Below are 22,455 nucleotides of genomic sequence, written 5' to 3' on the forward strand. Positions count from 1 at the left end.
ACTCTTTTTTTTAACTAGTTTAATACTTTAACTGTAACTGTTTTACGTCCCCAGCTACTTGATGTGCCTTTATCTGGCATTAAAACGTCGATTTTATTACCTTTAATAGCTCCACCAGTATCACCAGCGATTGCTACTCCGTAACCTTCAACCCATACTTTTGAACCTAATGGAATGACACTTGGATCAACTGCAATTAGTTTCATGTTTGGATTAGCTGTTAAGTTGTGGCCTAAAGCTGATTTTACTTGGTCGCCTGCTTTATAACCATTTTCAAGTGGATCTGCTGTATAAGCTGTTGCTACAACACGTAACTCACGAGAAGATGATGGTGCACTTGTTTCAGTTTCTTTTGCAACAGGTTGTTGTGTAGCTGGTTTTTGAGCTTTAGCTGCTTCTTTAGCTTTAGCCGCTTCACGAGCTTCAGCTGCTTCTTGAGCCTTAGCCGCTTGAGCTTCAGCATCTTCTTGAGCTTTAGCCGCTTCACGAGCTTTAGCTGCTTCTTGAGCTTTAGCCGCTGCTTGAGCTTCAGCATCTTCTTGAGCTTTAGCTGCTTCACGAGCTTTAGCCGCCTCTTGAGCTTTAGCTTCTGCTTGAGCTTCAGCATCTGCCTGAGCTTTAGCTGCTTCTTGAGCCTTAGCTGCTTCACGAGCTTTAGCCGCTTCTTGAGCTTTAACTTCTGCTTGAGCTTCAGCTGCTTCCACTGCTTTAGCTTTTGCTTGAGTTTCAGCTACTTCCTGAGCTTTAACAGCTTCACGAACTTTAGCTGTATCTTGAACTGTAGTTGTTTTTTCAGCTTTAACTACTGGTTGAACTTTAACTGGTGCTTTACCTGTTAAGTAAGGAACATGAACATAAGCTGTTTTTCCGTTATATTCAAATTGAATCCAATCATTTTGTACTTGGTGTGTTGTTTCGATTACATCATCTTTTTTCAACTTACCAAGAATCTCTGAATCTGTGTTTGCACTAGCACGTACATTTAATACGTTTGCTGTTACGTAGTAAGTGTCTTTTGTATAGTCAGCGCTTATGAAAGCTTCTTTACCGCTATTCAATTGAACTTTTGACCAACCATTTTCTGTATGTAAAACATTTACTTTATATCCATCTAATAATTTTCCTACAACTTTTGATTCAGTAGTTGGGTTTTCTCGTACGTTTAGTACGTCAGTCGTTACGATCGTTTCTGCTTTAGCAGATGTTGTGAAAATCCCAAGACCAAAAACCGCTGCTGTTGCTATACCCATAAATTTTTTCATAATAGCCTCCATTGCATTTGTTTTCGTTGACCTCATTATAGCAACCATTATTTTCTTATTTGCGAAAAACATAAAATTACAAAGCTTTCGTAACGGGGCATTAATATTCTGTAACAATTCCATAAATATCCTGATAGCGCTTCCTTGTTGTTTTTTGGCGTATTAGGGCATGTAAAACACAAAATGAGTAGCATTTCAATTACCGTAACATTAATAATGTTACGGTAATATTTCTTGTGGATATCTATAGTGTTACAAAAACAGCGTATTTTACTGTCTGAATGAAAAGATAGTTATGGAATGATAACCTTTTTAGATGTAAAAAGATATAAATGAGGTGAAATTTAATGAAATATCGATATAATTGTTACAAAATCAGTCGAAGCATGGAAAAAATTACGCCTTGATTTTCGTCTGTTACATAGTATTTTTGCAATAATAGGATTAGATAATAGCCTTAGTACCTATAAATAATGAAGAGTATTAGAGTGATAGTTGTAACGTGAAATATATATAATAGAAGAAACTCGATTTAATAGGTAAATAAAAAACGCAGGAGTGTAAACTCCTACGTTTTTGTTTATTCATATCGTAAACATTCAATTGGATCAAGTTTTGCAGCTTTGTTGGCTGGTAGTAGTCCGAATGCAATACCGATTAGCATTGAAATACCTACGGCAAGAAGTCCAAGTTCTTTTGAGACAACGAGTGGCCATCCAGCAAAGATTGAGACGATCCAAGCGAAGAAAATACCAAGCATGAATCCGATGAAACCACCAAGTCCTGTTAAAATACAAGATTCGATTAAGAATTGTGTTAATACTTTACCACGTGTTGCACCAAGTGCTTTACGAATACCAATCTCACGTGTACGTTCTGTTACAGATACGAGCATGATGTTCATTACACCGATACCACCAACAAGTAAGGAGATAGCAGCAATACCACCGAATACCATTTTCATCATACCGATTGATTCGTCTAGTTGTTTCGTAAATTCACCTAAATCTTGTGCTTCGAATTTGTGCTCAAATTTAGGAGCTTTCATTTCGTTTAAGACAGAAACAGCTTGTTTTTCTACACTTTTACGTTCTGTCGGAGAGGTCATTGTTAATCTTACAGAGTCATACTCATTTACTCCTGAAATGACAGGCGCGTTTTCAAGTGACGTATAACCTTCAGGCATAGGCATTCCGAAGTCGTTTTTCGTTTCGTATACACCGACTATTTTATAAGGCTTTCCTTTTATATCTGTGTATTGGTTTGATTCCCAACCACTAAATAATTTGTTGAAAGCTTCTTCATTTAATATAACAGCAGGGATTGCTTGGTTTAGTTCACTGTCATTTAATTCACGACCGTGAACTAATTTTATTTTCGAATCTTTCATAAAGGCGCCTGTTCCACCTTTTAAATCAAGATTTACATCTTTTGAACCAGCAGATGCTTTTACTTTCATACTTACGTCTGGATATACATCTTTAACGCCTGGTACAGTTTGCAGACGGTTTAGCATATCAGGTGTGATTTTGGCACTATCTGTTCCGTAATCAGGGTTGTTGTAGTAAATCGTTACTTCATTATCTTTTCCTTGGCCTAATTCTTTTTTAAACTTTGCGTTTGTACCATCACCCATTGAGATGATAGTAATAATGGCACTAATACCGATAATAATACCTAACATTGTTAAGATAGAACGCATCTTATGAGCAAAGATAGAGGAAAGGGCCATGCGTATATTTTCACTCGTATTCAAAATTAACCTCTCCAATCTTGGACGATATTTCCGTCACGAATTACAATTTGACGTGCTGCAGCTTCCCCGATTTCACGATCATGGGTAATCATAATAATTGTTGAGCCTTGTTTATTTAATTCGTAAAAGAGGTCCATAATTTGTGTGCTTGTTTTCGTATCAAGTGCTCCCGTCGGTTCATCGGCTAAAATGAATTTTGGGTTATTTACGATTGCACGTGCAACAGCGACACGCTGCTTTTGCCCACCGGACAATTCGTTCGGTAAGTGAGTAGCGCGATCAGCTAAGCCTACTTTTGTTAAAGCAGCTAACGAGCGCTCACGTCTTTCTTTTTTATCGACTCCAGCGTAAATAAGAGGTAGCTCTACATTTTGAAGTGCTGTAAGTCTAGGTAATAACATGAAGTTTTGGAATACGAATCCGATTTCTTTATTACGTACGTATGCAAGTTCTGTTTCAGACATGTTTGAAATGTTTTGACCAGCTAGTTCGTACGTACCTGTCGTCGGTTTATCTAAGCAACCGATAATGTTCATTAATGTTGATTTACCAGAACCAGAAGGTCCCATAATCGAAGTGAATTCTCCTTGGTTCAGTGTTACATCAATTCCGTGTAATATTTGAACGGACTCTGCACCATTTTGGAAGGATTTCGTGATGCCTTTTAAGTTAATCACTGGGCGACAACCTCCATACCATCTTTTAAGTCTTTTTCAGGCTTAGAGATAATTTCCTCTCCTTTTTTCACTCCAGAAACTTTTGCTTCGCTATCAGTCTCGAATTCAACAGTAACTGCTTGTTCTTTCGCTTTACCGTCTTTTACAACGAAGACAACATTTTTGTCACCTTTTTTCACGATACTGCTTTTCGGAACAATTGTACCAGTTGCTTCGCCAGATTTACTTGTTACGTAAACGTGGAATCCGTTTTGTAATTCGTCACTATTATCTAATGTGACAGTGAATTGATAGTTAGAAACAGTTTTATTTTCATCCATGCTCTTTAATGGTGTAGAACCGATTTCTGTTACTTTTCCTGCCCAAGTCTTACCAGCGACAGTTTTTGATGAAACAGTTACTTCTTGCCCAACTTTCATACTAGCAAGCTCATATTCAGAAAGTTGACCTTTTACTTTAAATTGACCAGCGTGACGAAGAGTAACTCCGCTCATACCTGTTTTTTCGTCAGCAGTTTTCACGATATCATCAATTACGCCATCAGCAGGACTTGTTACAGAAAGATTGTTTACTTTCTCTTTTGCTGTTTTAATCATTTCATCAGCTTTTTCAACTTCAAACTTTTTCATTTCAAGTTGTGATTCTAATTGCCCAACTTCAGCTTCTGATGCTTTTAATGCTTCAGCAGGAAGGCCTGAATTTTTATCTTTTTGTAATTTTTGTTTCGCCGCATCAATTTGTTTTTGGAACAACGTTACTTCTTTTTGTGCGATTTTCTTTTGCATTTCTGCTTCTGTTACCCCTTGTTTAGCAGTCGGGTCATTGTATTTAAATAGAAGCTGACCTTTTTTCACTTCATCGCCTTTTTTTACAGCTAATTCATATGTTCCTTTTGTTGGATCGAATGAAATAGTTTCAATTCCATTTGGAATAACTTCGCCACCAAATTTTTGCGCGTTTTGGATTTGTTTTTCGGTTACTTTATATCCGCTATATGCCATTGCTACATCTGAACCGCCCCCAGCAAATGCAAAGTATGATCCAGCTGCAATTCCGATTGCTACTACACTAGTAATTAACACTTTATTTTTCTTTTTCATCTATTTATCACCTTTTCGTTCGTTTTAGTATCTACATTAAGTATAGAAGAGGTGAAGAATCTGACAAATCGTTTTAGCTTACAATAACCTTACAGTTTTGTAAGGTATGAATATGTAAATGTAAGGTAGAGGTTGTCCTAGTGTAAGCAAATGAATTGACTCGTCGTTTCTTTCTTACAATAATATTGTATGGAGGAAAGGAGGAAGGAAGATGGAAGCTTATTTTAGCGCACACCCATTAAAACCATTTATTCCATACTCAAGGCAACATGCCCTTATATTATTTATTATGTTGGTGGGGATATTTTTTCTGTATCAATACCAAGATGTATTACGTCAAAGTGAGTGGAATATAACGGTTCGATATGCAATTGCATTTTTATTTATAGGTAGTGAAATTGGGCTTCATATGTGGGAGTGGAAAGCGGGGATTTTTGAGCTAGCTACTTCATTACCGTTTGAATTATGTACGATTAGTTTATTATTAGCGTCGATTATGATCGTAACGAAAAGTTACCGCATATATGAGATTGTATTTTTCACGGGAATTATTGGTGCATCACAAGCTATTTTAACGCCAAACTTGCAGTATGCTTTTCCGCATTTTCGTTTCATTGAATATTTTATCGCGCATATATTGCTCATTTGGGCACCACTCTTTATGACTTGGGTGGAAGGATATCGTCCGACAGTACAATCTATTAAACGCACAATGATATTTTTAAACATATTGATTCCAATTGTTTCGTTTGTAAATTACAAAACAGGTGGTAATTATATGTTTTTAGCTCATAAGCCAGAAACAGCTTCATTACTTGATATGTTAGGGCCGCATCCTTACTATATTATTTCATTAGAAATAGCTGCGCTTATTGGATGTTTGGTTTTGTATATGCCGTTTGCGAAAAGAGAAAGGCATGCGCATAAGGAATCACTAGGATCATAGCCTAGTGATTTTTTGTTCTTAAAATATTTACAATTCAGAAAATTAAGAATAAAATTAAGGGGTAAATTATAGAGAGAGAAGGGCGAAAATGGTCAAAAAGGTATTTTTGAATGGAATGGAAGTGACGATTCAATTTCTTATTTCGATTTTGGGGATTATTATTTTAGGGGCTTTGCCGAAATTATTTTATGGATTTAAGGTGGATGTATCAAAGTACATACAGAGTTTAAAAGAAGTGTTTGTGAACTTAATGGATATTTCCAATTTGCAATATGTGAGAGGTAAATTTTTATTTCCACAGTTGTTCGTCCATTATAAAGAAACGATTATTATTTTTTTGGCTGCTTTTTTCATTTCATTATTTGTAGCATTTTGTATCGTTTATGTAATTATGAGTAGTTCACCGCGTATACAACATCGAATTAAATCATTTCTTATCTTCCTAGAATCCATTCCAGATATTCTTCTTATTTTAGTATCACAAATTTTAGTTGTATGGTTTTTTAAACAAACAGGTTTTTTACCTTTTCAAATTGCTTCAATTGGAGGCGAGTCGATTAGAGGATTGCCGATACTTTGTTTGAGCATCCCGACTACGATTATGTTTGTAAAAATGGTAGTGCTTCGTTTTGAAAATGAATTAGAAAAAGATTATGTACTATTTGCTAAGGCGAAAGGTTTGGGGCGTTTTCATATTTTAAATCGTCATATTTTACGAAATGTGTTGCTTAGTACACTTTTCTTTGCGAAAACGAATATCTTTTTTATGTTATCTAATTTATATATTATAGAATGGATTTTTAATACGGGTGGTATTTTCATGTTTTTAAAATCGTACGAAGGTATTAGGGTGGAGGTTTTCATCGTTAGTGTACTGCTTATTTATATTCCGATTTTTATTTTATTTAAATTGTTTCATTATCTCATTCCGGCTGCGATGAAGGAGAGATTATAATATGTGGACGTATATAAAACGTGATAAAAGATTTTGGATAAGCATTGGGTTTCTTCTCATATTAGTTCTTTTGAGCATCGGAAATACGTTATGGAATGATGGACACATTAGGCAAGTTACATTGCAATATGATGCGGATGAAAATCCACAAGTGCCACCGTTTTCACCTTCATTCCAATTTTTACTCGGGACAGATCGGAAAGGATACGACCTTTTACATTTAGTTATTGAAGGCGCGAAGTGGACGATTGGTATATCTATTTTAATTGCGGCACTTAGAATGGTAATAGGTGTGTTCTTTGGTGTTGTACTTGGAACATATGTAAGAAGAGGTTTTTCAAAGATTGAGGCTTTTTTTGATAGTTTCACAGTTATTCCAACAGTTATGATTGCGTATTTTTTTCTTCAATTTGCAAATCTATTTGGAAGCGGGGAGGAAACAACAAGCTTTTTTGAAAGGGCTTCGTTTCAAGTTGTATTACTTGTAATGCTTGTGATGCCAGTTATTGCACTGTATGTCGCGAAGGAAGTTCGTAAATTACAAACGGAAGAATTTGTTGATGCTGCGCGCATATTAGGCGGATCGAGGAGACGTATTGTTATAAAACATCTTTTTCCGCATATCTATATGACTTTTATACTCGTATTTCTTCAACAGTTTACGCAGACTCTTACTATTTTACTGCACTTAGGATTACTAGAAATATTCTTTGGTGGAACGGTTAATTTTTTAGGGCCGATAGAAGAAATAGAATCTTATACACATGAATGGTCAGGCTTAATTGGAGTCTATTTTAGATCATTAACAGTGCATCCATGGATTCCTCTCGTCCCAATTACATTTTTCGGGCTTACTATTTTTTCAGGAAATATGATTGTGAAAAGTATAGAAGAGGCGATGTTGAAAGTAAGATTAGGAGGAGAGCTAAAGAAGGATGTTGTAGAAGAGGAACAATCTGTTGTGCAGTCGAAAGAAGAGTTATTTACTTTTAAGCATACGATGTGAAAATAAACAGAAGCAAGCATGGATTTCATGCTTGCTTCTGTTCTTTATTTTGTAGAAACTTCACCTGCAGCTTCTGTTTGCGGAATAAAGTATCCAATTATACCACCGATTATTGCTGGAATGATCCAGCCAATTCCTAAGTTATAAAAAGGAATAGTGTGTACGATATTAGCGATAAAACCTGGTATCATTTCCACATTATCAAGTGCATGAATACAGCTAATAATAAATGCTGCGATCATCGCTCCGATGTAGACAGAAGGTTTACGTTTCGTATATTTGTCGATAAATGATACGAAAACTAAAATGATTGTAATTGGGTACAAAATAATTAATACAGGTAGTGTGATTTTAATTAATAAGCTTAATCCTAAGTTTGAAATAACGAAACTAAAGATACAAACGTATAGCACAAGCTTTTTGTATGAAACATTTGTTAGTACTGTTGTGAAGTAATTTGCAAATGCACTTACAACACCAATTGCCGTCGTTAAACAAGCGAAGATAATGGCGATACTTAATAAAATATTACCGCTTGTCCCAAAGAATTGATACATAACAGTAGCTAATAGTTGACCACCGTTTTCGAATTGCCCTAAGTTTCCGTTTGAAGCTCCAATATAACCGAGTAAGAAGTAAACAATTGTTAAGAATAGAGCAGCGATACTTCCGCAAATGATTGTATATTTCGCGATAGATTTCTTCTCTTGTATACCGTTTTGCCGAATTGCATTTACAACAATTGTTGATAGTACGAGAGCGCCAATTGCATCTAACGTTAAAAATCCTTCGAGAAATCCTTTGAAAAACGGGATGTTTTTATAGTCACCGATAGGCTCTGCAAATGTTCCTGGTGAAAGAATCGCTTTTGTTGCCATAATTGCAATAATTACAAGTAAAATTGGCGTTAATATTTTACCGATATGATCTACTAGCTTGGATGGATTTAATGATAAGAAGTAAACGACTGTAAAGAAAATCGCACTAAAAACTAACATAGAATACCATTGATCCGGGAAAAGTGGTGCAATCCCGATTTCATAAGATACAGATCCAGTTCGTGGAATAACAAATAGTGGGCCGATTGAAAGATAAATAATGATAGCGAATACTGCTGCGAATTTTGGATGAACACGGCTCGCTAAAGTGTTAAAACTACCACCAGCAAGGGCAACAGCAACGATAGCAAGTAAAGATAAACCGACGTCTGTAATAATAAATCCTGTAATAGAAACCCACATATTTTCTCCGGAAGAAAGACCGAGAAGGGGCGGGAAAATCATATTACCAGCACCGAAGAAAACTGCGAATAGTAATAAACTAATCGAAAGTATTTGCGCTGGTTTTAAAGTTGTACGCATATAAAGAAAATCCTCCTAATGAGTATTTTTGTCGAAAATTCAAATAATTTGTCGAGTAACTGTTATTATTTTAAAGGTCTGATGACTAGAAAGCAATAGGGAATTTTGAAAAAATTAAAAAATAATGCATTAAATCGAATAAATATACTATTTATATGTTTAATAGGAAGGATTTAACTTTTAACATAAAAAAACACATATCGCTAGGATACGTGTATTAAAAATATATTTTTCTATCGCGTTCTTCTTTTAAAATTTCAACCGCTTCTCGGAAACGTTGTGAATGGACAATTTCTCGTTCGCGTAAAAAGCGTAAACTGTCATTTATATCGGGATCGTCAGATTGGTTAATAAGCCATTGATATGTGGCACGCGCTTTTTCTTCAGCAGCAATATCTTCGTATAGGTCGGCAATTGGATCACCTTTAGCTTGTATATAGGTTGCAGTAAATGGAACACCAGCTGCGTTATGGTAATGAAGTGCGCTGTCATGGTCAACGTAATGAGGGTCGAGACCAGCTGCCTTCATCTGTTCAGGAGTCGCATCTTTTGTCAGCTTATAAACCATCGTAGCAATCATTTCAAGATGTGCAAATTCTTCTGTACCAATATCGGTAAGGAGGCCAATGACTTTATCGGGAATTGTATAACGCTGATTTAAGTAACGTAGTGCAGCAGCTAATTCTCCATCTGCACCACCGTATTGCTCAATTAATAATTTTGCAAGTGCTGGATTACAAGTTCCCACTTTAACTGGGTATTGTAATTTCTTTTCATAAATCCACATAGTTTCTCTCCTTTATATTTGCCATGGCCAAGGACCTTTGCTCCATTCCCAAGGGGCATTAGAATAGCTGTTTCCAAACTGTTGGAGTGGTCCGTATTTTTCTTCCATCTTTTGTTTTAATACTCTCCGCTTATAGGAAAAGTCATTAAATTGATTAATCGCGGCGGTGTCATCTGGATGTGTATCTAAATAAAGAGTGAGTTCAACTAGTACAAAGTCTAATTCTTGAAGCTCCAGTAAAAGCTGATAGTATTCTTCTGGTAGCGATTGATTCACGTCAGTAGTCACCGCCCTTTTTTATAAGGATTTTCATAATAGTCATAAAAAACAGGCCATAAAGTCCCTTTTTGTAGTGCTTCTTTTGGTGTGAATTGAGGCAAGTTTGGCGGTTGAAAGCCTAAAAATAAATTAGGAGGAGTAGAATAATATTTTTTTCCGATAGGAGGACAAGGATCGAGAGGACTATGATAGGGTACGAATGATCTCATATATTTATTCATGAATAAACCTCCTTACATGTTCATTACTACGTATTGTATTCAGACATAATGAGCATTTATGACACATATAAAAAAGTAATAAGTACAGGGGGAATGAATGTGGAGAATGTAAAGAATTTAATCGTGTTAGAAGTAAAGAACTTAAAGGAAACTCTGTATTTTTATGAAGGGATTTTAGGAATCAAGCCTAGTTTAGAAAGACCCCAATTAGATGTAACAGGGGTTTGGTATGATACTGATTCAACGAGAATTAGTTTTGTAATGAATCGTATGTTAGGGGGACGAGAGAAGAGTTTTACGAATTCATGCGCTGGTTTAACATTTTCAATTTCTAACATAGAGAATTTAAAGAAGAGGTTAGTGTTTTATAAAATTGCATATACAGAAAACAAAAGTGAGAAGAGTATTGTAGTACAAGACCCAGATGGATATAAACTTCAAGTGATAGAGAAGGATGAATAAACGGAGGCGATTTAGTGGAGAGGAATTATGAAGAAAGTGCGTTGTTTGAGCATCAATTTTGGCTAAGGGTGCTTACTGATCATTCGCAATTTTTACTTGATGCATTAGCTCCGAAGGAAAAAGAAGATATAAAGAAGGCCACATATTTTCTTGAAACATTTACGAATCTTTTAAATAAAGTTCATAATGTGAATCTCATTGCATTTTCAAAAGAGGCAGAACGAGCCGCAAAGGAAATACGAACGTTTAAATTAAGTATTATACAGAAACAACTCGAGGGAAAAATCACTATTCATTTTACGCCAACTTTCATCAATCATATGGTAAACGAAGTAGAAGAATATATAACGGTGTTAGAATTTTTAAAGAAAGGAGAAGTTCCGCCTGTTTTTCATGAATTACATTACCATCTCGTTTGGTTAACGGATGCGGCTGGTCATGCAGGCTCTATTTCTGGTGGATTAGATCTTGTTGAAAAAAGATTAAAAGAGAAAAGCGAAGATTTTACGAAGCACTTTGAACAATTTTACTTAAAGGCAGTTGAAATGACGGGGTATTTACGGACAGAGCTTCATCATTTTCCTGCATTAAAGAAGTTTACAAAAGATGTTTCACTTGAGTTAAAATTATTTTCGCATTTTCTCCATGAGGTTGAAGAGATGGAGTTATCGAATGAAATATTAAGTGCATTATCTGCTAGAATGGCAGATCATATGGCAAGAGAAGAATGTTATTACTTATTAAAACTAGCTCAATCGTCTGGACTTGAAATGCCAAAATGTAATCCGCTTTAAAGAAAAAAGAGGTCAATTTTATTTGGCCTCTTTTTCTGTTTTATTGTCTCTTTTTATTTTTGCTTGTTCAATACTTGCCTGTAATGTCTCCATAATATTGATGATGTTCGGAGCTGGAGAGATTGTTTCGGTTTTTTCCTGTTGTTCAATTTTATTTTCGATTAATTCGGTAAGGGCTTCTTTATACTCATCTGTATACATCTCTTGTTCAAAAGGATTTGTAAGATGGTGGATTAAATTGATTGCCGCTGTGAGTTCTTGTTTTTGAATCGGATAATTTTCGTTACTTGGTAAGTTAGGTGTATTTGTTATATCGCGAATTTCATTAGGGTAGTGAATAGTTTGTAATATAAGCCCATCTTCAAAGTTACGGATAATAGCTAAATGTTGTTTTTTTCTAATGGAAATATGGATAAGACCAAGTTTATTCGTACGTTCAAGAGCTTCTTTTAATAATAAATACGATTTTTCATGTCCTGAGGTAGGGCCTATAAAATAAGAACGATCGTAGAGAACAGAATCAATTTCGTTATTTTGGACAAAAGATATAATACGAATAGATCTTGGTTCGTGAGCTTTTTGCAACTCAGCTAATTCTTTTTCATCCATAATAATGTACTTATGAGGTGCGTATTCATAGGCTTTTACAATATCTTTATCATCAATTTCTTCATCCGTACAATCAGGAGCAAATTTTTTATATTTAATAGGTGTTAAGCATTCTTTATGAAGACTTAAAAATTTTATATCGTTTTCTTCTACGGCACTGTATAGTTTGATTCCTATATTTAATAGTCCAAGTGAAAGGGCACCTTTCCATACGGTATGCAAATGAAGCCTCTCCTTTCATTCAAAAATGATTATGTATATTATGAGATAGTAAGAAATTTCCTATACGTTTTTTGTTTTTACGGAATGTTAAGCAGGAGGATGTGGGATATAAAATATATTGACAAGCCCTCCAAAATATTTTAATGTGATTGTATAAAATTGTGTATATAAAGGGGAGTAACTTATTACAGTAAAGTCGTCATTACAGGGAGAAACCCTCGGCTTTATTGGCAACGTTTCGTTGTTAGTGAGACCTTTACCAGCAATGGTAAAGGCCCCTTATTGTCTTTTTTAGGACCCTTATCATGTTTGGTAGGGTCCTTTTTGTATACAAAGAGAGGAGATATAAAAATGAAAAAACTTATTAGTAGATTAAGAGTTGTATTTCATGTTCGCCGATTTGTTCCATTCCTATTTGACTTTTTCACTTCAAAAGAGGTTTCAATAAAGAAGAAAATTTTATCTATTGCGTTTTTAGTTGGTTATGTTGCGATGCCGCTCGATTTAATTCCAGACTTCCTGCCGTTTATCGGTATTTTAGATGATATTGGAATTGTGTTATTTATTTTGAACCGAATTGTAAAAATGGCGCCAATTCAATTACAAGAAAAGCATAACGTAAACGTAGGATAGGAGTTAAAAATATGGAGCAAATTATTTTAGATATAATCGAGTTTTTAAAGCAGTTTTCTTATTTTGGAGTTGTGTTAGCATTAACGTTTGAATTTATTCCAGCAGAAGTAGTTTTGCCCATGGTTGGTTATTGGGTGTACGAGGGAGATATGAATTTTTGGCTTGCTGTACTAGCTGGAACCCTGGGCGGAACGACAGGACCTTTAACTTTATATGCACTCGGTTATTACGGCGGTCGTCCTCTATTAATAAAATACGGGAAATACTTCTTCATTAAAGAAGAACAAATTCAAAAAGCAGATGATTTCTTTGAGAAATATGGACCGGTTGTAGCATTTGTTGGACGCTTTGTGCCAGGGGTTCGAACGCTTATTTCTGTTCCGTGTGGTATGGCGAAAATGAACATATGGAAATTTAGTATATATACATTTGTAGCAATGTTCCCGTTAACGACTTTGTATGTTTATTTTGGAATGAAATTAGGTCCGCATTGGGAAAAGGCAGCGGACGTTGTTGGACAATATATGTTACCAATATTAGGAGGCGTTATTCTTATCGTTGCTAGTATCTTTGTCTATAAATATATGAAGAAAAGAAATAAAACGGAATCTATTTAGTCATTTGAATATTTTTTGAAAATAGATGAATAGTACAGGCAAAAGACTCTGAGGGACATACACATATAGGGAATATAAAAGAGAGAGGGGAAACAACTATGTCTTGTGAGTGCTCAGGGTCAGCATTAACTTGTTGTCCAGATAAAAATTATGTACAAGATAAAGTGTGTAGTCCGTGGTCTGCTACTGTAGTTGCAACAGCAATTGATAATGTTCTCTATACAAATAATATTAACCAAAACGTAGTTGGTACTGGTTTTGTTAAATATGATGTTGGACCAGGCCCAATTACTGTAGAAGCACTTGATTCTGCTGGGGGTACAATTGATACACAAACATTAAACCCAGGAACGAGTATTGCTTTTACGTATCGTCGCTTTGATAGTATACAAGTTGTGTTACCTGCAACACCTGCTGGAACGTATCAGGGAGAATTTTGTATTACAACACGTTATCCACTTTCATAGCAGAATAGGAGAGGATCGAAATGGGAATGAGAAGTTCCAGTTTGTCTTGTTGTTCTAATAAAACACTTGTGCAAGACCAAGTATGTACAGACTGGTCTATTACAGGTGCTGGTACTCAAATTGTATATACAAATAATATCACGCAAGAAGTATATGGTTCAGGTTACGTGAAATATGATGTAGGAGCCAACCCGATTACAGTTGATTTTTTAGTAGGTGCAACAGTAGTTGATACAATTACTGTACAACCACAAAGCAGTGGTACTTTCACTGTCCGATATTTTACTACTGTCCGAATTACTACGACAGGAACGACTGTTAATCAAGGAGAGTTTTGTATTACAGTACGTTATCCAATCTCATAAAAAGCATACCATGAACGGTATGCTTTTTATATTAAGGAAATAATGAAATTGGTATTCTATAAGCAACATGTAAATTCGCAACAGTACTTGCCTTCTAAATATAGTGAAGGATTACTTGTTATATTGATAATACTGACCGAGTGTAAGTCTTTTCCTGTGTACGATATTGTATTACCAGGAAACACAGTGAAAATATTGGTTACTGTTCCAACGATTTGAATTGTAATTGTTTCGGTGCTGCTAGTACTATTGTAAACCGAGACAGTACCTGATATAAGTAATATCCCATCACTTTGCCATAGTATCATTGATTGTGATGCATCTTTGGCAGATGGGATGGTGTTATTAGTTATGAGGAAATTCCCTGCAAATTCATTTGTTACTCGCTCGCAATTTGGATTTGGAGGAGGGGGCGGTGGACAAGGGTCTGGACAAATAATAGATAAAGGAGCGAAACAACCGATATTTTTTTTATTCTTCAATACAACCCCTCCTTTTAAGTTGTCTTTTACTACTATTAAATGTAAAAGCATGGCCGATGTGTTAAAAAAAGAAGGAAATATTAAAAATTAAGATTGTCTAATAGGCTTAAACCTTAACTTATCATTAGCGTTATAGAAAAGATTATATGTGAATAGTCATAGGAAAAGAATGATCAGACTCTTTTAGACAAAAGGTGGTTGTATACAGTAGTACGAGGAATGTTGGACTTAATTTCTAATTAACTGTATATTTACAAAAATCTAATAAAGTTCATTTGTTATTTAAACGACATTAACATGTATTAGATAAAATAGCCCTTGTAATGAATCAATTATTATGAGGAGGATTCACGTGGACAGAAATGCTTTAAGAAAAGTAAAAGGCCTTATTGGATTATTAATGGTTTTTGTATTAGCGTTCGTATCATTTCCGTGGAGTACATCAGTCAAGGCGGAAGAGAAAAAGCAAGAAAAGGCATCAAGTGAGAAGAAGATAGTTTTTCCAGTTGTAAGTGATGTGCATATTAAAAATAGTGGAACAGATGATACGTTTCGCTGGAAAAGAGCGATCGAACAGTTTAATACATTAGCACCGAAGCAAGATGCATTTGTTATTGTAGGTGATTTCACGGATACAGGATCGGTGCAGCAATATGATCGTTTCATGCAAGTGTACAATGAAAATGCAAATAAAGATGCTGTGCGAATGAATTCTCTTGGTAACCATGATTATTGGAACGGTTTATCTGTAGAAGGTGCGCAGAAGCGTTTCTTAGAAAAAACAGGTATGGAATCAATTTATTATCATAAAGTGGTAAAAGGTTATCACTTCCTTGTTATGTCTCCAGAGAATGGAACAACTCATGGCTATTATTCGGACAAGCAAATTAATTGGTTAAAAGAAGAAATGGCAAAAGCGCAAAAAGATGATCCAGAAAAACCGATTTTTGTATTTTTACATCAACATATTAAAGATACAGTGTACGGTAGTCATGAATGGGGAACACAAGATAGCGCAAAAATTAATGCAGTATTAAAGGAATATCCACAAGTTATTACGTTTTCAGGTCATTCGCATTATCCGTTAGACGATCCAAGATCGATTCATCAAAAAGACTTTACATCAGTTGGTACATCTTCAGTAAGTTATATGGAAGTTGAAGGTGGTAAAGTACAAGGGAATATCCCGCCAGGAGCTAGTACGTTAAGCCAAGGTTTATTAGTAGAAGTAGATGATAAAGAAGTAACGATTAATCGTCGTGATTTCCATACGAATTCTTGGACAGGCGAGCCTTGGAAAATTAAATTACCAGCAAAGAAAGAAACATTTACACATGTAGAAGATCGTGATAAAGAAAAGCCTTACTTTGCTAAGGATGCAAAGCTTGCTGTATCAAATGTAACAGAAAATGCGGCAACAGTAACATTCCCGCAAGCATTGGACAACCTTCTTGTTCACTCTTACCGTGTACAGGCTAGAGATAAGCAAACGGGTGAAATAAAAAATAAATTGTTAGCATTCTCAGAGTTTTATCGTGATCCAGTGCCAAAAGATCTTACGTTTACGCTTGCAGGGTTAGATGGCGGGAAAACATATACACTTGAAGTCGTTGCGATTGATTCATTTGGCAATGAAACCGCGCAGCCGTTAACTGTGGAAATTACTACGAAAAAAGATAATATTGACCCGAATGTGAAAGTACCAAAAGCTGATGTTTTCGATGTAAACTTTCCAGATGGTACATTTAAAGACAATTCACCATTTGGTACAAAAGGTGATGTGAAGGGCAATGTGACTATTGAATATGATAAAGCATTGAAAAAGAATGTTATGAAGTTAAACGGACAATCTAATACATTTGGATACCTTCCATTTTCAGCAGCACAAAAAGAGAAAGTAGCAAATACATTTACGCTAGAAACGGTATTTTCAATGAATCAAATCCGTGGTCAAGGTATTTTGCAAAATACAGAGAGCGGCGGAATTGGATTTGAGTCTACAGGAAGTGGATATGTTGAATTATGGGCTCAAATTGGCGGCAGCTATAAACGTGTTGGAGTTCAATTAGAAGCGAACAAAACGTATCACTTAACAGGAACGTATAACGGAAGTGAAGTGGCAATTTACGTAGATGGTAAAAAAGTAAATAGCCAGCCAGCTACTGGGAAAGTGTATCATCCAAACGTACCATTTGCATTTGGAGCGGATCCTGATAGTAACGGAAATGGTGGTATTCCGTTAAATGGACAAATTGCGCTTGCGAAATTATATAGTAAAGCGTTAAGTTCTTCAGAAGTATTAGCAGCGTACAATGAGTTCTCTAACCGTACGAAGTTAGAGCAAGTAACTGCGTTATTTGAAGAGCTTGGAAAAGTAAAGGAAGTGCTAGCTGGTACGTATGAATTTGGTGATAAACCAGGTCAATATTCAAAGGAAGCATTTCAAGAACTAGAGAAAAGCTATAATAATGCAAAACAAGTGTTTGAAAATGTAGGGAGTACGGGAGAGCAAATCGTTCAAACATATAACGAATTAAAAACAGCTAATGCAACATTTGTACAATCTAAAGTAGTAGAACAACCGAAAACACCGAAAGAAAAATTACAAATCAATATTGAATCTGCAAAAGTAGTAGTGAAAAAAGCGCAAGATGCAAATGTAACGGACGGTTCAGTGAAAGCATTGAGTCAAAAAATTACAGTGGCCGAAGCTGTAGTGAAAGATGTAAAAGTAAAAGATGCACAGGTAGAAACGATGAATCGTACTTTAGAGTATACGATTTCACTTGTTGAAAAAAGCATAAACAAATAAGAGAGAAGAAAAGAAGCTTATCATGATAGGCTTCTTTTTTGTTATACTAAAAGTAGTATAGAATGAAGGAGCGAATAATTTGGAACAGAAAAAGCTAAAAAGAATTCTTGAATATGTATGGATTGCGGTTGTGCTCCTTGTAGGATATTATTTCTTAAAAGAGAAAAGTATTTGGGTTTTATTTTTAATGACTTTCTTATTAGCAGGACTAGGAACGTTATTTATTAACTTTTTCTTTGATAGTTTGAATGCCTGGAAGAATAAAAAGAAGGGAACGAAGTAAAGGAGGGAATATATGCAAAAGTGGAAGCTCATATATCAGGTGATTATTTTCCTATTACTTGTAGGTATTGGAATTGTTAAATACGCAACGCCAATAGGAAATTGGGCATGGTTTACAGCTTGCATTGGCATATTTTTCATTTTACAGTCGTTAACGAAAAAATATAATAGTACAGAAAGATAGCTCGCCGTTTTATCGGCGAGCTATTTTGTTATGCTTTTTTCTTTTCATCATTCGTTTTTTCGGTAGCTAAGTGACTATGCTTTCTAGAGTAGAAGAAATAGAAGCATAAGCCGACTATAAGCCAAACGGCAAAGCTAATCCATGTTGTTTTAGACAAATTGATCATTAAATATAAGCAGCAAAGAATCGCGACAACTGGTAATACAGGTACGAAAGGTGTACGGAATCCACGTTTTAAATCAGGATGTGTTTTTCGTAAAATAAGTACAGCGCAGCAAACGAATGTAAAGGCTGTTAACGTACCGATGTTTACTAAATTCGCTAGCAAATGTAAATCTAAAAGTCCTGCTAATAAAGCAGCAACAACGCCAGTAATCCACGTATTTAATAAAGGGATTTTTACTCTTTTATTTACACGTGCTAGCGCTTTTGGAAGTAGACCGTCACGGCTCATTGCATACGAAACGCGAACTTGTCCATACATAACGACTAAGAGAACGGTTGTCATTCCAGTCATCGCTCCAACAGCGAGTAGTCCTGCAATTGTGTCCTCACCAACGAAATGCAATGCAAATGCAACTGGATCAGAAACGTCTAATTGCGTATAAGGAACCATACCTGTTAAAACGAAAGATACAATCATATATAAAACAGTACAAATAAGAAGAGAACCGATAATACCAATTGGTAAGTCACGCTGCGGTTTTTTCGTTTCTTCTGCAGCGGTTGCGATTGCATCAAATCCTAAGAAGGCGAAGAACACAGTGGCAGCCCCAGTAATAATACCGTCGTATCCGAATGGGATGAACGGTGTCCAATTTTCAGGTTTTACATATTTTGCACCTGCTACGATAAAGGCAATGATAACAGCTAGTTTAATAAGAACCATAATATTATTAATGCGTGCACTTTCACGTATACCAAAACTTAAAAGGCCAGTAATAAGAAGTAAAATGCAGACAGCTGGTAAATCGATGAGACCACCTTTTCCTACGCCGGGGGCCGAGGCGATTATGGCGGGCAGGTGTATATTGAACCCTTGTAGTAATGATTGCAAATAACCAGACCAACCGACAGCTACTGCTGCAACGGCAAGTAAATATTCGAGCATTAAACACCATCCGACGATGAAGGCGACGACTTCTCCGACTGTCATGTATGCGTAAGTATACACACTTCCTGAGACAGGAATAGAAGAAGCAAATTCAGCATAACAAAAGGCTACACAAGCACAAGTAAATGCAGCAATAAGAAATGATAGCATAATACCAGGACCAGAATGTTTTGCTGCAACAATACCTGTTAATACAAAGATCCCTGTCCCAATTACGGCGCCGATTCCTAAAAACGTTAAATCGAGTGCAGTTAATGTTCTATCTAGCTGCTTTGGTGATTCAGTACTAAGCGCTTTTTTTCGTAATAATGACTTCACTTTGGACTCTCCCCCCGTTTTTTCATTTCCATAACTGCGACTATAGTATGAGCCCATTAAAAAAGAGTAAGTAAGGAAGTGGAGGTGCAGTTATGGTATGTAGTTTTTAAAATTGCTGGATTAATCTTAATATAATTCAGAATATTTTGTCAAATAAAAATATGAAAAATAAAATTCGGATCAATAGGGGAAACTACTTGCAGAAATGGACGGGGGTTAACGACCCACTGATTAAAGTTAAAGTAGGAGCAGATGCTATGTTATTTTATTTTGAACTTGTCGTCATTTTACTTTGTACGAAATTAGCTGGTGACATTAGTGTGAGACTGGGTCAGCCTTCTGTACTTGGTAAGTTAATTGTTGGTATTATTATCGGTCCGGCTGTACTCGGTATTATTAATAGTTCTGAACTGATTGATGAACTGAGTGAGATTGGTGTTTTGCTACTTATGTTTATGGCGGGACTTGAAACAGATTTAGAAGAGTTAAATCGGAATTTGAAATCGTCATTTGCAGTAGCGGCTGGTGGAATTATTTTTCCTTTCATCGGTGGTTATGTAACAGGGTTACTGTTTGGATTAATACAGTCCCATGCCATTTTTTTAGGGTTATTACTTTGCGCAACATCGGTTAGTATTACGGTGCAGACGCTACGTGATTTAGGAAAAATGAATACGAGAGAAAGTACAACAATTTTAGGTGCTGCCGTATTTGATGATGTCATTGTCGTTATTTTATTGGCATTTGTAATGAGTTTTTTAGGAACACAAGATGTGAATATAACACTTGTCATTGCAAAGAAAATTATTTTCTTTGTAAGTATTGTTTTTATTGCTTGGAAAGTCGTTCCTTGGATTATGAAAATGCTTGTACCGCTTCGTGTAACAGAAGCGTTAATTAGCGCGGCTCTTATTATTTGCTTTTCTTTTTCTTATTACAGTGAAATGATGGGAATTGCAGGTATTATTGGAGCATTTGCCGCGGGAATTGCTATTTCTCAAACAGAGTATAAGCATGAAGTGGAACATAAAATTGAACCGATCGCTTATGCAATATTTGTTCCAGTATTCTTCGTAAGTATCGGAATGGAAATTACATTTCAAGGCATTGGAAGCCAGCTTTGGTTCATTATTATTATGACTCTCATTGCGATTTTCACAAAGTTAATCGGATCAGGTTTAGGAGCAAGGCTGACAGGGTTTAACCTCCAATCTTCTATTAGTATTGGCGCGGGGATGGTATCACGTGGTGAAGTAGCGCTTATCATCGCAGCAAATGGACTTACGGCGAATTTATTAGCGAAAGAAAATTTCACAGCGATTGTTATTGTTGTTATATTGACGACGATTATTACACCGCCACTTTTGAAGAAATATTTTGTATAGAGAGGAAGGGCTTATCTGATGTAGGTAAGCTCTTTTTTTATTCCCAAAAGCAATGATCATATAGTATGAAGGGTTTGTAATTATGGTAAAATCTATGTATGTGATATGACAAGGAGAGGGAAGTGTGAAGATTACGAAGGAGAAGGTTATCGGTGTAATCGTACTTATTGCAGTATGTATACCATTTACTGCATGGAAAGAATCAAAAGTGAAAGATTTTCCGGTTTCTATTTTTTCGGAAGAAGCAGATGGTGAGTACGGTCAGAAGCTGAAATATACTGCTTTTTTACCTGATGTTGCTATTTGGATGAACGGTTGGGAAAAGAAGTGGACAGAAGGGGAAAGAACTGTTTATCAAAAAGGGAATCGCATTGTAAATGTGTTTCATCCTCCTGGCGATGATGGTTATTACCTTCTTGAAGCAAGAGAAAATAAGTGAACGCAACCGTAAGAAGTGGAGGTTAAATAGTGAAAGCTTCAACATTACTATTTAAAATTGAAAGTAATATGGATCAATTTTCACCAGCTGAGAAGAAGGTTGCCATGTACATAATGGAGAATGCAGAAATTGTACCGAATTTAACGACGAAAGAAGTGTCAACGAATGCAGGCGCAAGTGAAGCGAGTGTCGTTCGCTTTTGTAAATCGATTGGAATCGGAAGTTTTAAAGCATTTAAGATAGCACTCGTTCGTGAATTAACGATTGCTGATTATAATATTAACGATTTTTCAGTGATGAATACAGAAGATGGACCGTATGATTTATTTAATAAAGTTACTTATGTGAATAAAGCTGCAATTGAGGCGAGTGTTACTGCAATAGATAAGAGGGAACTTGAGAAAGCTGCAGATCTTATTGTAAATGCGAATAAAATTATATTTTACGGAGTAGGCGGATCAGCTACGCCAGCAATGGACGGGGCTTATAAATTTACGCGGCTTGGATTTACAGCGATGATGCTATCTGATTTTCATATGATATTGCCACTTGTGACGAATTTAAAAGAAGGCGATATATTTGTTGCGATTTCAACATCTGGTCGAACGAAAGATGTGCTTGAAATGGCGCAGTATGCAAAGAGACAAGGTGCAACTGTTATTGGAATTACGAAATTAGATCAATCATCACCCCTATATAAAGAAGCGGATATTCGCCTTTGTATGCCAGATGTAGAACAAGATCATCGTATTGCGAGTATTGCTTCGAGAATGACACAATTGAATATGATCGATGCTTTATATGTGATTACTTTCAATCGAATTGGTAATAAAGTATTGGATCAATTTATGGAGACGCGAGAAGAAGCGTTGCGGTTACGGAAGTTAAAGTAGAAGAAAAGATGAGGAGACTCATCTTTT

At 35.8% G+C, this 22,455-nt stretch carries 27 protein-coding genes; 16 read left to right on the forward strand and 11 right to left on the reverse strand.

The genetic code is table 11. The annotated features are described in order from the left end of the window. Nucleotides 1-14: 14 nt before the first annotated feature. The 4 genes from entC to ACO6VI_RS17040 all read right to left on the reverse strand — a co-directional run bounded on the left by entC (nucleotide 15) and on the right by ACO6VI_RS17040 (nucleotide 4,795). Nucleotides 15-1,385, reverse strand: coding sequence for a cell wall-binding protein EntC (entC, locus tag ACO6VI_RS17025; RefSeq protein WP_422423700.1), 1,371 nt, complete (start codon nucleotides 1,383-1,385; stop codon nucleotides 15-17). A gap of 457 nt (nucleotides 1,386-1,842) precedes the next feature. Then, nucleotides 1,843-2,994, reverse strand: a complete 1,152-nt coding sequence (locus tag ACO6VI_RS17030) for an ABC transporter permease (RefSeq protein ID WP_015406456.1) — start codon at nucleotides 2,992-2,994, stop codon at nucleotides 1,843-1,845. A gap of 26 nt (nucleotides 2,995-3,020) precedes the next feature. Further along, a complete protein-coding gene (locus ACO6VI_RS17035) occupies nucleotides 3,021-3,695 on the reverse strand; it encodes an ABC transporter ATP-binding protein (protein ID WP_422423702.1) in 675 nt (224 codons plus the stop codon). Beyond that, nucleotides 3,692-4,795, reverse strand: coding sequence for an efflux RND transporter periplasmic adaptor subunit (locus ACO6VI_RS17040; RefSeq protein ID WP_088021525.1), 1,104 nt, complete (start codon nucleotides 4,793-4,795; stop codon nucleotides 3,692-3,694). The genes ACO6VI_RS17035 and ACO6VI_RS17040 overlap by 4 nt, the downstream gene beginning before the upstream one ends. 211 nt (nucleotides 4,796-5,006) lie before the next feature. Between ACO6VI_RS17040 and ACO6VI_RS17045 the strand changes: the two genes are divergently transcribed. The 3 genes from ACO6VI_RS17045 to ACO6VI_RS17055 all read left to right on the forward strand — a co-directional run bounded on the left by ACO6VI_RS17045 (nucleotide 5,007) and on the right by ACO6VI_RS17055 (nucleotide 7,702). Then, a complete protein-coding gene (locus tag ACO6VI_RS17045; RefSeq protein ID WP_000388700.1) occupies nucleotides 5,007-5,741 on the forward strand; it encodes a TIGR02206 family membrane protein in 735 nt (244 codons plus the stop codon). Between the two features lie 88 nt (nucleotides 5,742-5,829). Beyond that, on the forward strand, nucleotides 5,830-6,696 hold the full coding sequence (locus ACO6VI_RS17050) for an ABC transporter permease subunit (protein ID WP_000239687.1): 867 nt from the start codon (nucleotides 5,830-5,832) through the stop codon (nucleotides 6,694-6,696). A gap of 1 nt (nucleotide 6,697) precedes the next feature. Next, on the forward strand, nucleotides 6,698-7,702 hold the full coding sequence (locus ACO6VI_RS17055; RefSeq protein ID WP_065482286.1) for an ABC transporter permease: 1,005 nt from the start codon (nucleotides 6,698-6,700) through the stop codon (nucleotides 7,700-7,702). 44 nt (nucleotides 7,703-7,746) lie between these two features. Here the strand turns inward: ACO6VI_RS17055 and brnQ2 are convergent, their stop codons facing one another. The 4 genes from brnQ2 to ACO6VI_RS17075 form a co-directional block, all read right to left on the reverse strand. Further along, the gene (gene brnQ2, locus ACO6VI_RS17060) at nucleotides 7,747-9,063 is read right to left on the reverse strand and encodes a branched-chain amino acid transport system II carrier protein BrnQ2 (protein ID WP_063546521.1); all 1,317 of its coding nucleotides are present in this window, start codon (nucleotides 9,061-9,063) and stop codon (nucleotides 7,747-7,749) included. 217 nt (nucleotides 9,064-9,280) lie between these two features. Then, complete coding sequence (cotJC, locus tag ACO6VI_RS17065; RefSeq protein ID WP_000265278.1) at nucleotides 9,281-9,850, reverse strand: spore coat protein CotJC; 570 nt, start codon at nucleotides 9,848-9,850, stop codon at nucleotides 9,281-9,283. 12 nt (nucleotides 9,851-9,862) lie between these two features. Next, nucleotides 9,863-10,126 carry a spore coat protein CotJB gene (locus ACO6VI_RS17070; RefSeq protein WP_001076510.1) on the reverse strand — a complete coding sequence of 88 codons (264 nt, stop codon included), beginning with the start codon at nucleotides 10,124-10,126 and terminating at the stop codon, nucleotides 9,863-9,865. Nucleotides 10,127-10,134: 8 nt separating this feature from the next. Continuing rightward, entirely contained in the window at nucleotides 10,135-10,350 is a 216-nt protein-coding gene (locus ACO6VI_RS17075; protein ID WP_001046257.1) for a spore coat associated protein CotJA, read from the reverse strand. 48 nt (nucleotides 10,351-10,398) lie between these two features. Here ACO6VI_RS17075 and ACO6VI_RS17080 point away from each other — a divergent pair, with 48 nt between their 5' ends. Together ACO6VI_RS17080 and ACO6VI_RS17085 are read left to right on the forward strand one after the other, a co-directional pair. Continuing rightward, complete coding sequence (locus tag ACO6VI_RS17080) at nucleotides 10,399-10,812, forward strand: VOC family protein (RefSeq protein ID WP_120460775.1); 414 nt, start codon at nucleotides 10,399-10,401, stop codon at nucleotides 10,810-10,812. A gap of 14 nt (nucleotides 10,813-10,826) precedes the next feature. Continuing rightward, a complete protein-coding gene (locus ACO6VI_RS17085; protein WP_000440990.1) occupies nucleotides 10,827-11,606 on the forward strand; it encodes a DUF2935 domain-containing protein in 780 nt (259 codons plus the stop codon). 18 nt (nucleotides 11,607-11,624) lie between these two features. Here the strand turns inward: ACO6VI_RS17085 and ACO6VI_RS17090 are convergent, their stop codons facing one another. Next, a complete protein-coding gene (locus ACO6VI_RS17090) occupies nucleotides 11,625-12,437 on the reverse strand; it encodes a Ku protein (RefSeq protein WP_078994548.1) in 813 nt (270 codons plus the stop codon). A gap of 351 nt (nucleotides 12,438-12,788) precedes the next feature. On the opposite strand from ACO6VI_RS17090, the gene ACO6VI_RS17095 reads away from it, so the two are divergent. The 4 genes from ACO6VI_RS17095 to ACO6VI_RS17110 all read left to right on the forward strand — a co-directional run bounded on the left by ACO6VI_RS17095 (nucleotide 12,789) and on the right by ACO6VI_RS17110 (nucleotide 14,519). Next, the gene (locus ACO6VI_RS17095; RefSeq protein WP_000733842.1) at nucleotides 12,789-13,070 is read left to right on the forward strand and encodes a YkvA family protein; all 282 of its coding nucleotides are present in this window, start codon (nucleotides 12,789-12,791) and stop codon (nucleotides 13,068-13,070) included. Between the two features lie 11 nt (nucleotides 13,071-13,081). Beyond that, on the forward strand, nucleotides 13,082-13,687 hold the full coding sequence (locus ACO6VI_RS17100; protein ID WP_000435017.1) for a DedA family protein: 606 nt from the start codon (nucleotides 13,082-13,084) through the stop codon (nucleotides 13,685-13,687). A gap of 98 nt (nucleotides 13,688-13,785) precedes the next feature. Beyond that, a complete protein-coding gene (locus ACO6VI_RS17105) occupies nucleotides 13,786-14,154 on the forward strand; it encodes a DUF3992 domain-containing protein (RefSeq protein WP_001277540.1) in 369 nt (122 codons plus the stop codon). 20 nt (nucleotides 14,155-14,174) lie between these two features. Then, nucleotides 14,175-14,519 carry a DUF3992 domain-containing protein gene (locus tag ACO6VI_RS17110; RefSeq protein ID WP_000525819.1) on the forward strand — a complete coding sequence of 115 codons (345 nt, stop codon included), beginning with the start codon at nucleotides 14,175-14,177 and terminating at the stop codon, nucleotides 14,517-14,519. Between the two features lie 56 nt (nucleotides 14,520-14,575). Here the strand turns inward: ACO6VI_RS17110 and ACO6VI_RS17115 are convergent, their stop codons facing one another. After that, nucleotides 14,576-14,959 (reverse strand): S-Ena type endospore appendage, encoded by a 384-nt coding sequence (locus ACO6VI_RS17115; protein ID WP_230387347.1) that lies wholly within the window; start codon nucleotides 14,957-14,959, stop codon nucleotides 14,576-14,578. Here ACO6VI_RS17115 and ACO6VI_RS17120 point away from each other — a divergent pair. The 4 genes from ACO6VI_RS17120 (at nucleotide 14,844) to ACO6VI_RS17135 (ending at nucleotide 18,279) form a co-directional block, all read left to right on the forward strand. Next, nucleotides 14,844-15,092 carry a hypothetical protein gene (locus ACO6VI_RS17120; RefSeq protein WP_003269593.1) on the forward strand — a complete coding sequence of 83 codons (249 nt, stop codon included), beginning with the start codon at nucleotides 14,844-14,846 and terminating at the stop codon, nucleotides 15,090-15,092. The two genes, ACO6VI_RS17115 and ACO6VI_RS17120, sit on opposite strands and share 116 nt — an antisense overlap. A gap of 261 nt (nucleotides 15,093-15,353) precedes the next feature. Beyond that, nucleotides 15,354-17,813, forward strand: coding sequence for a LamG-like jellyroll fold domain-containing protein (locus ACO6VI_RS17125; protein WP_422423707.1), 2,460 nt, complete (start codon nucleotides 15,354-15,356; stop codon nucleotides 17,811-17,813). 79 nt (nucleotides 17,814-17,892) lie between these two features. Next, nucleotides 17,893-18,096, forward strand: a complete 204-nt coding sequence (locus tag ACO6VI_RS17130) for a hypothetical protein (protein WP_000435797.1) — start codon at nucleotides 17,893-17,895, stop codon at nucleotides 18,094-18,096. Nucleotides 18,097-18,108: 12 nt separating this feature from the next. Next, nucleotides 18,109-18,279 (forward strand): hypothetical protein, encoded by a 171-nt coding sequence (locus ACO6VI_RS17135; protein WP_001174839.1) that lies wholly within the window; start codon nucleotides 18,109-18,111, stop codon nucleotides 18,277-18,279. 28 nt (nucleotides 18,280-18,307) lie between these two features. Here the strand turns inward: ACO6VI_RS17135 and ACO6VI_RS17140 are convergent, their stop codons facing one another. Continuing rightward, a complete protein-coding gene (locus ACO6VI_RS17140) occupies nucleotides 18,308-19,768 on the reverse strand; it encodes an amino acid permease (protein WP_153592908.1) in 1,461 nt (486 codons plus the stop codon). A gap of 104 nt (nucleotides 19,769-19,872) precedes the next feature. Between ACO6VI_RS17140 and ACO6VI_RS17145 the strand changes: the two genes are divergently transcribed. The 3 genes from ACO6VI_RS17145 (at nucleotide 19,873) to ACO6VI_RS17155 (ending at nucleotide 22,428) form a co-directional block, all read left to right on the forward strand. Further along, nucleotides 19,873-21,096, forward strand: coding sequence for a cation:proton antiporter (locus ACO6VI_RS17145; RefSeq protein ID WP_050457855.1), 1,224 nt, complete (start codon nucleotides 19,873-19,875; stop codon nucleotides 21,094-21,096). Nucleotides 21,097-21,220: 124 nt separating this feature from the next. Beyond that, nucleotides 21,221-21,535: a hypothetical protein gene (locus ACO6VI_RS17150; protein WP_000704958.1), complete on the forward strand. Its 315-nt coding sequence runs from the start codon at nucleotides 21,221-21,223 to the stop codon at nucleotides 21,533-21,535. 29 nt (nucleotides 21,536-21,564) lie between these two features. Beyond that, complete coding sequence (locus ACO6VI_RS17155; protein WP_088021526.1) at nucleotides 21,565-22,428, forward strand: MurR/RpiR family transcriptional regulator; 864 nt, start codon at nucleotides 21,565-21,567, stop codon at nucleotides 22,426-22,428. The last annotated feature ends 27 nt before the right edge of the window (nucleotides 22,429-22,455 follow it).

It is taken from the genome of Bacillus sp. PSXD-155, assembly GCF_049310765.1.
Taxonomy (GTDB): Bacteria; Bacillota; Bacilli; order Bacillales; family Bacillaceae_G; genus Bacillus_A; species Bacillus_A cereus.

Excerpts from the sequence above, each read along its gene's own strand:
- ACO6VI_RS17040 (WP_088021525.1), bottom strand. The coding sequence starts at position 4,795 with ATGAAAAAGAAAAATAAAGTGTTAATTACTAGTGTAGTAGCAATCGGA.
- ACO6VI_RS17055 (WP_065482286.1), top strand. The coding sequence starts at position 6,698 with ATGTGGACGTATATAAAACGTGATAAAAGATTTTGGATAAGCATTGGG.
- ACO6VI_RS17105 (WP_001277540.1), top strand. The coding sequence starts at position 13,786 with ATGTCTTGTGAGTGCTCAGGGTCAGCATTAACTTGTTGTCCAGATAAA.
- cotJC (WP_000265278.1), bottom strand. The coding sequence starts at position 9,850 with ATGTGGATTTATGAAAAGAAATTACAATACCCAGTTAAAGTGGGAACT.
- ACO6VI_RS17075 (WP_001046257.1), bottom strand. The coding sequence starts at position 10,350 with ATGAATAAATATATGAGATCATTCGTACCCTATCATAGTCCTCTCGAT.
- ACO6VI_RS17080 (WP_120460775.1), top strand. The coding sequence starts at position 10,399 with ATGAGCATTTATGACACATATAAAAAAGTAATAAGTACAGGGGGAATG.
- brnQ2 (WP_063546521.1), bottom strand. The coding sequence starts at position 9,063 with ATGCGTACAACTTTAAAACCAGCGCAAATACTTTCGATTAGTTTATTA.
- entC (WP_422423700.1), bottom strand. The coding sequence starts at position 1,385 with ATGGAATTGTTACAGAATATTAATGCCCCGTTACGAAAGCTTTGTAAT.
- ACO6VI_RS17030 (WP_015406456.1), bottom strand. The coding sequence starts at position 2,994 with ATGGCCCTTTCCTCTATCTTTGCTCATAAGATGCGTTCTATCTTAACA.
- ACO6VI_RS17100 (WP_000435017.1), top strand. The coding sequence starts at position 13,082 with ATGGAGCAAATTATTTTAGATATAATCGAGTTTTTAAAGCAGTTTTCT.
- ACO6VI_RS17045 (WP_000388700.1), top strand. The coding sequence starts at position 5,007 with ATGGAAGCTTATTTTAGCGCACACCCATTAAAACCATTTATTCCATAC.
- ACO6VI_RS17095 (WP_000733842.1), top strand. The coding sequence starts at position 12,789 with ATGAAAAAACTTATTAGTAGATTAAGAGTTGTATTTCATGTTCGCCGA.
- ACO6VI_RS17140 (WP_153592908.1), bottom strand. The coding sequence starts at position 19,768 with ATGGGCTCATACTATAGTCGCAGTTATGGAAATGAAAAAACGGGGGGA.
- ACO6VI_RS17135 (WP_001174839.1), top strand. The coding sequence starts at position 18,109 with ATGCAAAAGTGGAAGCTCATATATCAGGTGATTATTTTCCTATTACTT.
- ACO6VI_RS17110 (WP_000525819.1), top strand. The coding sequence starts at position 14,175 with ATGGGAATGAGAAGTTCCAGTTTGTCTTGTTGTTCTAATAAAACACTT.
- ACO6VI_RS17145 (WP_050457855.1), top strand. The coding sequence starts at position 19,873 with ATGAAAAATAAAATTCGGATCAATAGGGGAAACTACTTGCAGAAATGG.
- ACO6VI_RS17050 (WP_000239687.1), top strand. The coding sequence starts at position 5,830 with ATGGTCAAAAAGGTATTTTTGAATGGAATGGAAGTGACGATTCAATTT.